The following is a 12,139-nucleotide window of genomic DNA, read 5'->3' on the forward strand; positions in this document are numbered from 1 at the left end:
TTAAACGTATCTGGAAGAACAGCAAATGCCGATACGGTGCTCGTAAAGTTTGGCAACAGTTGAAAGCAGAGGGTATACATCCTGCACGCTGCACTATAGAGCGGTTAATGCGTCAGCATGGTATGCAAGGTGTTTGGCGAGGTAAAGGTAAGATAACGACTAAGTCTCGTGATGATCAAAAGCGTGCTGATGATTTAGTTAATCGTAACTTTAACGCCCATCGCCCTAACCAACTATGGGTAGCTGATTTTACCTATATAAAGACATTGAGTGGTTGGGTATATACTGCTTTTATCATTGATGTGTTTGCTCGCGCTATCGTTGGTTGGAAAGTATCAGATCGTATGAACACGGATATGGTGATGGCAGCGTTAAATCAAGCCATTGCAGACAGAAATAACCCAAAAGATGTGATTCATCATAGTGATCGCGGCGTTCAGTACTTATCCATTCGCTATATTGATAAGATGGCTGATTCTGGCGTTATTGCATCTGTTGGTACAACCGGTGATTCATACGATAATGCATTGGCTGAAACGGTTAACGGGCTTTATAAAACAGAGGTGATTGAATATTTAAAACAGCAGTGGCAAGGTGTGAATGATGTTGAATTAGCAACCCTTGAATGGGTCGTCACTCGAGCATAGCTCTCGCCTTGCAAAGCTAAATCGATACTTAATCGATTTTTAACGCTTCTCAGGTTTAACAAAACTCGCATTCATAGTACGATTGGTTATGTGTCGCCTTTTGAGTTTGAGAGACGATACTATGATAGTCTTACTGAGTCAGACAAAGCTGCCTGACTCAAGCAATCCACTCTCCGATATAGTCGGGGCGGTTCAGTTCTAAACATTTATCTAGCGACTTATATCCACTATTTTTAGGAAATTAATACAATGACGTATAAAAATGTAACTGTCGCTGGAAGCGGCATCCTAGGCTATCAAATTGCTTTTCAGGCCGCATTTCATGGTTTTAATGTCAGTGTCTACGATATCAATGATGAGGTTTTAGAAAAAGCAAAGTCAAAATTTCAATTGATGTGCAAGGCTTTTCGAAAGGATTTGAGGGCAACTCAAGAGCAGTTGGATAAGGCTTTTGATAATCTCAGCTACACCTCAGACTTAGCAGAAGCAGTCAAAGATGCTGATCTAATGATTGAAGCCATTCCCGAGATTCCTGAGATTAAAATCGAATTTTATGAAAAACTTGCCAAACTAGCGCCAGAGAAAACCATCTTTGCGACCAATACCTCTACCTTACTTCCTAGCCAGTTTGCAGAATCAACGGGACGACCTGCGCAGTTTTTAGCGCTACACTTTGCCAATAAGATTTGGATGCATAATGTCGCCGAAATCATGGGGCATCCTGGCACAGATCCTAAAGTATTTGATAAGGTTGTTGCTTTTGCTACTGCCATCGGTATGGTGGCAATGCCGCTGGATAAGGAGCAACCGGGCTATATCATGAACAGTTTGTTGGCGCCTTTTATAGATGCAGCTTTGCAATTGGTTGCAAAAGAAGTTGCCGATCCACATACGATAGATAAAACGTGGATGATAGTAACTGGCGCGCCGTCGGGTCCCTTTGCCATATTGGACACTATCGGTATCAACACTGCATACAACATCACAAAACTATCTGCTGAAAAAACTCAAAACCCTGCGAGGTTCAAGGCTGCTCAATATTTAAAAGAGCAATTAATCGATCAAAACAAACTAGGATTTGCGACTGGTGAAGGATTTTATACTTATCCAAACCCTGCCTTTATGCAACCTGATTTTTTAAAATAATAAATAGCTTTCAAACTGGCTCTAAAACACAAAAGGCCATTCAAGCTATATATTGCATCGATTGAATGGCCTTGTCAGTCGCGCATTTTATCTAACTAAATATCTTAATATTAGGGTTTACTTTCGGCGATAACTATCCAAATCTATCTAAGTTATGTTGTTCACTAAAAAGAAAAGTCATATCGCGTCAATGCAATGATCTCAATTGGCACTGCATACTTCCAAGGCATACCGCCCGTACAATAGAACTGGCCATCTTCAAAAGCCACAATGCGAGATGTGAAGTCATTACCTACCTGATCTTCTATAGCGTTCTCATCACTCTCGTCACTCACAGCACACCATATACTTTGATAACCTTCCTCAAGCATTGAACGAGTTAATTCGCTTCCAACAGTTACTGTATCCATGTTGTTACTCCTATTCAATGACAATGATTAGTAAGCTAAACAAGTGGCTTCATAACAACAATTACTTGAGCATCTTCGAACCTGTTATATCTATCGTTGCAAAATATTGGTGGCTAGACAGATGAGCTTATAAATAGATAGTACAGATGTAATGTCAACTAGAACAAGAAGTTGTAGACAGATGGTAGATTTTCATGCATAGGCTGTAAAACTAACCTGCATGCAGAGTATAACAGTCATTATACTGATAATGAGTTATAGCCCCACATCATCTTGAGTAAGCGCCACTCTCTTTACTGAGACAGCGTACTCCCATAGATCACCTTTATCACAAACGAACTGGTCGTTATTGAAAGCTACAATAGGAACCAGTAATTCGTAGTAACCATTATCTATGGTTGCGATAGCATAATCATCGCTAACGTTGCTGACAGCACACCATACATAGTTGCTGACATTTCCCAAGATGGCTTTGGTTAATTCACTGCCTTGTAATTCAGCAATCATCTTCAGGCTCCAGTATCTATCAAGTTAATCTATTACTTTATAGATAAATTCGGTTTTTGCAATATATCTGTATAACTCATAAGTTCTCGAAATACACCTGACTCCCTCGAGCAGATTTTTTATAGTTATAATTTATGCTCAATCTATTCAAAGGTATTTTTAATCTTATGCTCGATATACTGTCTTTTCGGTATGATAAATCGGCTTTCATTTATGCTATAACAGACTGCTTAATCGATGCTCGTTAACGCTTTACTAACATCTAAGAAATTGACAGCGGGGGGCAGCTTATACTACCCTTTACCACTCATTCACTTTATTAATCTTACTTCTTAAATAGTAAGATCGTTCCGGAGTAACCCCATGCAGTGGACCAAACCAGCTTTTCAAGACATTCGTATCGGTTTCGAAGTGACTATGTATTTCGAAGCACGCTAAAACTCATTAGCACTCAATCCATTAAAAGCCCTAGATGATTAGGGCTTTTATTTTTTTGGAAATATTGATTTATGTATATTCACGTTTTAGGCTCAGCTGCTGGTGGTGGTTTCCCGCAGTGGAACTGTAACTGCGATAATTGCCACGGTGTCCGTCAAGGCACGATTCAGGCAAAAACCCGTACCCAGTCTTCGATAGCCATATCAGAAAATGGTGTGGATTGGATCTTATTCAACGCGTCACCTGATATCCGCCAACAATTATTTGAGTTCAAGGCAGCACAGCCAGCACGTCAATTGAGAGATACAGGCATCACCAATGTGGTCTTGATGGACAGTCAGCTTGACCATACGACGGGGCTATTGACCCTGCGTGAAGGTTGTCCAATGCCTGTTTGGTGTACTGACATGGTCTATCAAGATCTAACGACAGGATTTCCTCTCTTTAATATGTTAAAGCACTGGAATGGCGGTTTGCAATATAATCAAATTGATCCAGAAAAGACGTTTAAGATTGAAGGATTTGACAATTTAGAATTGACGCCTTTAGTGATTAGAAGCTCAGCACCGCCCTACTCCCCGCATCGTAATGATCCGCATGATGGCGATAATATTGCGCTGATTGTAAAAGACTTAAAAACACAAAAACAACTCTTTTATGCGCCAGGTCTCGGTAAGATTGATGATCAAGTGATGCAGATTATGAAAAGCTCTGATTGCGTGATGATTGACGGTACGTTATGGACGGACAATGAAATGCAAGAGTGCGGTGTCGGTACGAAGACCGGCCAAGACATGGGGCATTTACATATTAGTGGTGAAGATGGCTCGCTGCATTATCTAGATCAGTTAGATAACGCTCGTAAGGTGCTGATCCATATCAATAACACCAATCCGATATTAAATGAACAGTCTGAACAAGCCGCGACATTAAAACAACATGGTGTTGAAGTAGCATTTGATGGTATGCAGATTGAGCTGTAAGACAAAAGGTAAGGCAAAGACAGCAATCGTAAGGTGAGAACAATGCAAGAAGAAAACACAGCACTCAGTCCAGAAGCGTTTGAACAAACGATTATGGCAAAAGGTCAGTATTATCATATTTACCATCCCTTTCATATTATGATGCATGAAGGCAAAGCGACACAGCAGCAAATCCAAGCGTGGGTCGCTAACCGTTTTTATTATCAGATCAATATCCCATTGAAAGATGCAGCTATTATGGCAAACTGTCCTGATCAGCGCGTACGTCAAGAATGGATTCAGCGTATGATTGATCAAGATGGCGTCTATCCTGATGGGGGTGGTCGCGAAGCGTGGTTGGGTCTGGCAGAGGCAGTTGGTTTGACCCGTGAGCAAGTGATTTCTGAAGAGCTGGTGCTACCGGGTGTGCGTTTTGCTGTGGATGCTTATGTGAACTTTGCGCGTCGGACATCATGGCGAGAAGCCGCCAGTAGCTCACTGACCGAGCTGTTTGCCCCGCAGATTCACCAGTCACGTTTAGAGTCTTGGCCCAAGCACTACCCTTGGATAAAGGAGCAAGGCTATACCTATTTCCGCTCACGCTTGAGTCAAGCGCGCCGCGATGTTGAGCATGGTCTGACCATCACACTCGACTCATTCAAAACCGCCGAGCAACAAGAGCGTATGCTTGAGATCCTACAGTTTAAGCTCGATATCTTATGGACGATCTTGGATGCATTGAGCTTGGCCTATGTGCATAATCAAGCCCCTTATCAAAGCGTTACCACTGACAATGTTTGGCATAAAGGATTATTCAAATGAGTATACCTGCTAGTTTACCTGAGCTGGATCAATCCATCGTACCGGTATGGCGTCACGGTTATCGTTTTCAGTTTGAGCCAGCGCAAAACGCCTATGTCCTACTTTACCCTGAAGGCATGATTAAGCTCAATGACAGTGCCAGCATCATTGGGCAACATATTGATGGTCAAGCGTCCATTGCTGATATTATCCAAAAGGTGCAAGCTATGTTTGGCGATATTCCCGAAATCGAACAAGACATCATTGAATATATGCTAGTCGCCCAGCGTGAACATTGGATTGACTTAGTATGACTGCGCCAGTCGGGCTACCGCTATGGCTGCTTGCTGAGCTAACCTATCGCTGCCCCTTACAATGCCCTTATTGCTCAAACCCTATTGACTATGCTCAGTATAAAGATGAGCTAACGACACAAGAATGGTTTGATGTGTTTGATCAGGCGCGGCAAATGGGTGCGGTGCAGCTTGGTTTTTCTGGCGGTGAACCACTGGTTCGTCAAGACCTAGAAGAATTGGTCGCTTATGCACACAATCAAGGTTTTTATACTAACTTGATTACGTCAGGTATGGGATTGACCGAAGCTCGGATTGCGCGTTTAAAAGAAGCAGGTCTTCAGCATATTCAAATTAGCTTTCAAGCCAGTGATCCAACGGTCAATAATGCCTTGGCAGGTTCAAAACATGCCTTTGAGCAAAAGTATGAGATGTCACGTCTGGTTAAGCAATACGACTATCCGATGGTGCTTAACTTTGTGATTCATCGGCAAAACATCGATCAGATTGGCCAGATTATTGATCTCTGCTTAGAGCTGGAAGCCGACACGGTTGAGTTGGCTATTTGTCAGTTTTATGGTTGGGCATTTGAGAATATAGAGGGTTTGCTACCAACCAAAGCGCAAGTGGTCCGAGCTGAACGCATTACCAATGAATACCGTAAGCAGATTGAAGAACGTGGTATCAAATGCAAACTTATTTTTGTGGTGCCTGATTATTATGAAGAACGTCCAAAGCCCTGTATGGATGGCTGGGGCAAGATTTTCTTAACAGTGGCACCAGACGGTACAGCCCTACCTTGCCATGCTGCCAGACAAATGCCAATACAGTTTCCTAATGTACGACATACACCACTGTCGGATATATGGTATGAGTCTGCGAGCTTCAATCAGTTTCGCGGTGATGACTGGATGCCTGACATGTGCCAAAGCTGCCCTGATAAAGAACGCGATTATGGTGGCTGTCGTTGCCAAGCCTTTATGCTGACTGGGGATGCCAAAAATGCTGATCCTGTGTGTGGCAAATCGCCTTATCACTACCTGATCGAGGAGGCACGTATCAACAGTGAGACGCCTGTACCTTTTAAAGAGTTGCGCTTTCGCAATCCAAAGAATTCTAAATCATTGAGTAACAAACAGCTGAATAAAGACAAATTGATTCCTACTCGTATGGTAACAGGTGAAATATGAATGCTAATACTAAGCCTGTGATATTTGATGGACATAATGATCTGTTGACTCGCCTTTGGCTAAGCTCAGCTGCCGATCCAGTACATGATTTTATTTATGGCACGTTACCGGGACATTTAGACTTACAACGTTGCAAAGATGCGAATTGGATAGGCGGATTATTTTCCATTTTCTTACCACCTTACGCTTATGTGAAAAAAAACCATCCTGATAAACTAGCCAACCCATCAAATTCGGATTTTACTCCGCAAGAAATCGTCGATATCTGCTGCACACAATTGAAACTAGCCCAGCAACTAGAGGCAAGATCTGACGGTCAGATTCAGATTTGCACCTCATTAAAACAAATCCAAGCCTGTCAACAGAATAAGCAACTGGCCATTGTATTGCATTTGGAAGGTGCTGAGTTTTTAGCCATACAGCCTGATCTGTTAGATGTGTTTTATGAGGCAGGACTCAGAAGCATTGGCCCACTATGGAATAGAAAGAGCCTCTTCGGTGATGGCTTGAATGCTTCCTTTCCGCACTCTCCAGATACGGGATCTGGTTTGACCGCTCAAGGCAAAGCGCTTGTTTTGGCATGTCGTGATAAGCAGATGTTGATCGATGTGTCGCATATGAATGAACGCGCTTTTTGGGATACGCTAGAGATTGCCTGCCAGCCGATTGTTGCGACACATTCAAACGCACATGCTCTCTGTCAACAAGCACGGAACTTGAACGATCAGCAGCTGGCTGCTATTAAACAAAGCGATGGTTTGGTTGGCGTGAATTTCGATGTGGCGTTTCTTCGTGCAGATGGACAACGTAATACGCAAACTTCGCTTGATGTGATTGTCGATCATCTTGATTATCTGATCGACCATCTAGGCGAAGATCACGTTGGGTTTGGCTCTGATTTCGATGGGTGTCTACTGCCTGATGAGTTATCTGATATCAGTCAAATCTCTATGTTGATTGAGCGAATGCAGCAACGCCATTTCTCTGATCAACTGATTGAAAAGGTGACGTCAAAAAACTGGTTTACGGTGCTTGATAAGGTATGGCAATAGTCATAATAATCATTAATTAACCATTGTCTAAGGACTGTTGTTTTGCTCGTCTGATCAAACAGGGTAACCATCAGTTTTCATTTTACCTTAATACCTGCTCGACCCGTTCAATCAAGTATTCTTTGACCGCATTAAACAGTGGATCGATTAATCGCCGTTCTGGACAAATCAAATATAATGGATAGTTGGCCACTTGCCAGCCGTCCAACTCTACTTCGACAAGTCTCCCTGCCTTCAAATCGCCGGCTATATCTAACTGAGACTTTAATGCGATGCCTTTACCCGCCACTGCCCAGCGGCGTACAACGTCACCGTCTTTGCTTCTGCGATTGCCATCCACGGCCACACGTTTAGTCTTGCCCTCTTTCTCAAAAGTCCACTCGCTCAAATATTTTTCATCATGTCCCAAACGCAAGCAGTTATGCTGCGACAAATCTTCCGGCATTTTTGGGATACCGATACCCTTATCAATTTTGCTCAAATATTCCTTTGACGCACACAGTATAGGGCGATTATTCAATACAATAGGTAGTGCGACCAGTGATGAATCTTTGGGCGCGCCATAACGTAGTGCCAAATAAATCTGCTGACCGTACAAGTCCACATAGCTGTCTGACATATGTAGCTGCACCGTCACTTTTGGGTGAATGTCTATAAAATCGTCCAGCCAAGGCAAAATTAGGTTTCGACCCAAATCTGATGATGCCGACAGCCGAATGGTACCCGTCAGCTCAGCATCATTGTCATGTAGTCCTGCATAAGCATTGTCTAAGATAGCCACCGCATCTCGGCAATGCTTTAAATATTGCTCACCCTTGCTAGTTAAACGCAGCCTACGAGTAGAGCGAACAAATAATACCGTCTCAATTTCGGCTTCTAATCGCTTGACCGCTGCACTCACAACTGCAGGCGACAGATCTAAATGCCGAGCACAGGCAGATAGGCTGCCTAAGCGAGCGGTCTCAATAAAAATACGTAAATCCTGCAAATTTTTCATCGTCATGTCTTCGTTCAATTAACGTCTAACTTAGCAACCACCATCGCTCGCTGCTGCTAGCCTCATTATTATATAAAAATTATTGAAACTGTTTCTCTAAACCTGCTGATTATCAAAATCATTAATTATAGTAGCATGCACCTATAAGATTTACTCACACATTTGGAGATACACGATGGATACTATAATACGGCCTACAAGCACACAGGTTACTCAACACCATAGCCACCATGATAGAGATAATAAACAAAGCGCACTACAGCAAGCACGCAACTTACCACTACCTTCAAAATCAGACATGCTTAGACGTGCACCATCGGTAGAGCATTTCTGGCATCAAAACAGCCAGTTACTAGAGCAAGCATGGGCAGAGTGGGAAACCACTGAGCATGACTTGCCTGTACTCGATGACTCATTATTTGATCCAACTCTACGTGATGCAGTGACGCAAGCATGGCACACTCCTTCTACGGAGACGGCTGTTAAAAATTTATGGCAAGAGATACTACCTGACGTATACCAAGGACAACTCTTTGATCCAGCACAACTATCAACGCTGCGCCGTTATCTGCAAGCAATCGCAGACGCTAATATCCCAATACGTCCTCCTTATGGTATCGCATTGAACAGTAATGGGGCCATGCTAGATGCGCGCTCACTAGGCTATTTGGCCACCCCTAATTTTCAGGCGTTCTATCATAAAGTCATGAATCAATATATGCGCCCTATCGCTCGGTTATTATTTGCCAATGTTTATGGCTATGACACTCAGACCTTTGGGTTCTCGATTCAATACCAGCCGACAGGCGACACATCGCTACAACTGCATACTGATGCTTCAGCGGTGACTATGAATATTAACCTAAATCTGCCAGGCGAAGACTTTACTGGATCAGAAGTTGACTTTGTTGATCGCCATTTAGGGCAAACCAAACGTGCCATCTTTAAACCTGGCATGGCGATTATTCATAGAGGCTCGGTGCCGCACGCCGCACATCCAATCACCAGTGGCAAACGTACCAATATGGTGATTTGGCTGTATGGCGATAATATGCAAGTACCACGAGGAGTTGGGCTTAATAGTCATATTGATGCCAATCAACGTTGGACTGCTACGCACAGTCAGCCTGATAATTTCGCACCGTTTTAAGATGAGCTTATGCGTTTAATGGATTTATCAATTGATAAAGTACATTCATTATACGTCCTAATATAGCTAATAAATAACCTTTAAACAGATTAGAAACGCCATATTCTCAAAATAATATTGAAAGTGTTTTCTCTTGTAGTTAGTGGTTCTAATGTATGAACTTTACTATTATGAGTCATCGCTAGGACGGGCTAATCAGTTAGCTTAACTATAAACGATAAGGATTGAGTAGCACCGTTTGTTAAATCCATTTGCATAACCAACTGACTAAAAAACTAAAACTTACTTTACTTAAGGAGAATAATGAAAACCATTAATGAAGCACTAAACTGGCGTTACAGCACCAAAGTATTTGATGCCAATAAAAAGATATCTGCTGAAGATTTTAAGCAGATCAAAGACATGCTACAAATGAGTCCATCAAGTACCAATATTCAACCATGGAGCTTTGTCATTGCAGATGATGACGCAGGCAAAGCACGCATTGCCAAAAGCACGCAAGGCGCCTTTCATTTTAATACACCTAAAGTCCTAGATGCCTCACACGTGGTGGTTTTCTGTACTCGTATCCATGCCGACGATGAATACATGCAGGCGGTGTTAGAAAAAGAAGATCAAGATGGTCGCTATGCTCAGCCAGAATTCAAAGCGCAGATGCATCAAGGTCGCCAATTGTTTTTAGATATGCATCGATTCGATACCAAAGATGAGCCACATTGGCTTGCCAAACAGGTATATCTCAACATGGGCGGGGTACTATTAGGCAGCGCGCTTTTGGGTATTGATACCGTCCCTATGGAAGGGGTTGATTTACAGGCGCTTGATACAGAGTTCGACTTACGTAGCAAAGGATATTCTGCTGTGGCAGTGGTATCGTTTGGCTACCGCAGTGATGAAGACTTTAATGCCAAAATACCTAAATCGCGCTTGAGTGAAGAAACTATTTTTATTAAGGCTTAAGCAATCATTAGGGTCTGTTGAACATTATCAAATGGTCAATAAGCATCATTTTAACGTTGCTATTGGCCGTTTGATTTTCTGCTATAGATTTTCTGACGTTTTTTAATAATATTTCTTATTAATCTACTATGTTGTTTTCAAAGTAAACATAAATAATAATTGGAGCCGACGATGAATTTGGCAAACAATAAAGAGAATGCTATCGCGTTCTATCAGACCGCTTACGAGGGTAATCCACAAAAGGCCGTCGCTGATTATGTGGGCGATGATTATATTCAACACAACCCCGCCGTAGCCAATGGTAAACCAGGATTTACTGAATACTTTGAACGGATGCAAGCACAGTATCCGAATAAGTCAATTGAGTTTGTACGTTGTATCGCTGAAGATGACTTAGTCTCATTGCATACCCATCAAGTCTGGCATAAGGAAGATAAAACCATCGATGAATTCGTGACGATGGATTTCTTTCGATTTGATGATAGTGGGAAAATTGTTGAGCATTGGGATTCTATCCAACAAATACCCAAAGATTCTGCTAATCATCAAACCATGTATTAGTTCATATATATAGAAGCGATGACCCCTTTTATGCGTAATCAGACTATGCATAATCTACGCCTTTAATCCTTAATCATAGTAGTAACAAATACCTATTGGCTTATGAGTTTCTTGCTACCAATAAGGCGAACGCTTTATTTCTTCGGCAAGAAAATCAATAAACTTTCTTTGTAGTGGTGTCACCTGCTTTCGATTGGCATAAACCACATAAACACCTAAAGTTTTGGGTTTCCATTCAGGCAATAACTCAATAAGTTGTCCAGATGCAATCAAAGACTTGACTGCGCCAGATGGCTGTAAGCTGATCCCGTGTCCACGCAATGTGGCAGAGAGCAAGACTTCAGAGATATTGGCGCTGATATTGCCAGAGATAGGAACAGACTCTGGACCATTTGGCCCATCAAACACCCATGCCGACCGTCCAAAATACGCAAACGATAGACAGTTGTGATGTACAAGCGACTGTACATCTGTAGGTCTGCCACGCCTTTGTAAATATTCAGGTGCAGCGCATACGATAGAGTGGCACTCACCGATACGTCTGGCAACGACATTTGGCTCCAAGTCATTGGTGATACGAATCGCCAAGTCAATACGGGCATCAACTAAATTGACCGAATCATCAGTGGTAAGAATATCAATTGCTGTTTGCGGCCAGTGAGAAACAAAACGACCAACCACATCCATCAAAAGGCTATCAATCAGCGAAAAGCTGGCAGTGATTCGCAGCTGACCTTTTAGCTCCAAAGTATTCTGATTGCGTATCTGATCCAACGAGTCAGTCAATTCAAGCAACTGGTACGCCACCTCAAGAGTCTGCTCACCAGGTGCAGTGAGGCTCAGACTTCGAGTCGTGCGATGTAATAAGCGCATATCCATCCAGCTCTCAAGCTCTGTCAGATAGCGCGTTACCTTAGCTCTAGACATGTCTAAATTGTCCGCGGCACGGCTCAAGCTACCTTGTTCGACGATCGTGACAAACACCTGCAACGCGGTCAGCCTATCCATCTCTACATCCTTATTTG

General features: G+C 42.6%; 14 protein-coding genes and 1 pseudogene. 11 read left to right on the plus strand and 4 right to left on the minus strand.

The genetic code is table 11. The features are described 5' to 3' along the window. Both QO187_RS03190 and QO187_RS03195 read left to right on the plus strand, forming a co-directional pair. Positions 1–633, plus strand: a pseudogene (locus tag QO187_RS03190) (IS3 family transposase); the annotation flags it as partial. A gap of 263 nt (positions 634–896) precedes the next feature. Continuing rightward, positions 897–1,793, plus strand: coding sequence for a 3-hydroxyacyl-CoA dehydrogenase (locus tag QO187_RS03195; protein ID WP_102090687.1), 897 nt, complete (start codon positions 897–899; stop codon positions 1,791–1,793). 164 nt (positions 1,794–1,957) lie between these two features. Here QO187_RS03195 and QO187_RS03200 read toward each other — a convergent pair whose 3' ends face one another. Then, positions 1,958–2,203, minus strand: a complete 246-nt coding sequence (locus QO187_RS03200; RefSeq protein WP_371547197.1) for a hypothetical protein — start codon at positions 2,201–2,203, stop codon at positions 1,958–1,960. A gap of 255 nt (positions 2,204–2,458) precedes the next feature. Beyond that, positions 2,459–2,710 carry a hypothetical protein gene (locus QO187_RS03205; RefSeq protein WP_179799380.1) on the minus strand — a complete coding sequence of 84 codons (252 nt, stop codon included), beginning with the start codon at positions 2,708–2,710 and terminating at the stop codon, positions 2,459–2,461. Between the two features lie 363 nt (positions 2,711–3,073). On the opposite strand from QO187_RS03205, the gene pqqA reads away from it, so the two are divergent. The 6 genes from pqqA to QO187_RS03235 all read left to right on the plus strand — a co-directional run bounded on the left by pqqA (position 3,074) and on the right by QO187_RS03235 (position 7,446). After that, on the plus strand, positions 3,074–3,148 hold the full coding sequence (pqqA, locus tag QO187_RS03210) for a pyrroloquinoline quinone precursor peptide PqqA (protein WP_082894360.1): 75 nt from the start codon (positions 3,074–3,076) through the stop codon (positions 3,146–3,148). Positions 3,149–3,219: 71 nt separating this feature from the next. Beyond that, positions 3,220–4,131, plus strand: a complete 912-nt coding sequence (gene pqqB, locus QO187_RS03215) for a pyrroloquinoline quinone biosynthesis protein PqqB (protein WP_371547201.1) — start codon at positions 3,220–3,222, stop codon at positions 4,129–4,131. A gap of 42 nt (positions 4,132–4,173) precedes the next feature. Continuing rightward, positions 4,174–4,932 carry a pyrroloquinoline-quinone synthase PqqC gene (gene pqqC / locus QO187_RS03220; RefSeq protein WP_371547204.1) on the plus strand — a complete coding sequence of 253 codons (759 nt, stop codon included), beginning with the start codon at positions 4,174–4,176 and terminating at the stop codon, positions 4,930–4,932. Continuing rightward, positions 4,929–5,225 (plus strand): pyrroloquinoline quinone biosynthesis peptide chaperone PqqD, encoded by a 297-nt coding sequence (pqqD, locus tag QO187_RS03225; protein WP_057760106.1) that lies wholly within the window; start codon positions 4,929–4,931, stop codon positions 5,223–5,225. The genes pqqC and pqqD overlap by 4 nt, the downstream gene beginning before the upstream one ends. Further along, positions 5,222–6,394, plus strand: a complete 1,173-nt coding sequence (pqqE, locus tag QO187_RS03230; RefSeq protein WP_371547207.1) for a pyrroloquinoline quinone biosynthesis protein PqqE — start codon at positions 5,222–5,224, stop codon at positions 6,392–6,394. Before pqqD ends, pqqE begins: the two co-directional genes overlap by 4 nt. Then, a complete protein-coding gene (locus QO187_RS03235) occupies positions 6,391–7,446 on the plus strand; it encodes a dipeptidase (RefSeq protein ID WP_371547209.1) in 1,056 nt (351 codons plus the stop codon). Before pqqE ends, QO187_RS03235 begins: the two co-directional genes overlap by 4 nt. 82 nt (positions 7,447–7,528) lie before the next feature. On the opposite strand, the gene QO187_RS03240 is transcribed toward QO187_RS03235, so the two are convergent. Then, entirely contained in the window at positions 7,529–8,443 is a 915-nt protein-coding gene (locus QO187_RS03240; RefSeq protein WP_371547212.1) for a LysR family transcriptional regulator, read from the minus strand. Positions 8,444–8,618: 175 nt separating this feature from the next. Between QO187_RS03240 and QO187_RS03245 the strand changes: the two genes are divergently transcribed. The 3 genes from QO187_RS03245 to QO187_RS03255 all read left to right on the plus strand — a co-directional run bounded on the left by QO187_RS03245 (position 8,619) and on the right by QO187_RS03255 (position 11,114). Then, entirely contained in the window at positions 8,619–9,593 is a 975-nt protein-coding gene (locus tag QO187_RS03245; protein WP_371547215.1) for a hypothetical protein, read from the plus strand. Between the two features lie 303 nt (positions 9,594–9,896). Continuing rightward, a complete protein-coding gene (gene nfsB / locus QO187_RS03250) occupies positions 9,897–10,553 on the plus strand; it encodes an oxygen-insensitive NAD(P)H nitroreductase (RefSeq protein WP_371547218.1) in 657 nt (218 codons plus the stop codon). A gap of 171 nt (positions 10,554–10,724) precedes the next feature. Next, on the plus strand, positions 10,725–11,114 hold the full coding sequence (locus QO187_RS03255; protein ID WP_371547220.1) for an ester cyclase: 390 nt from the start codon (positions 10,725–10,727) through the stop codon (positions 11,112–11,114). Between the two features lie 114 nt (positions 11,115–11,228). Here the strand turns inward: QO187_RS03255 and QO187_RS03260 are convergent, their stop codons facing one another. Then, a complete protein-coding gene (locus tag QO187_RS03260) occupies positions 11,229–12,122 on the minus strand; it encodes a LysR family transcriptional regulator (RefSeq protein WP_371547223.1) in 894 nt (297 codons plus the stop codon). Positions 12,123–12,139 lie beyond the last annotated feature (17 nt).

It is taken from the genome of Psychrobacter sp. Arc9, assembly GCF_041431295.1.
Taxonomy (GTDB): Bacteria; Pseudomonadota; Gammaproteobacteria; order Pseudomonadales; family Moraxellaceae; genus Psychrobacter.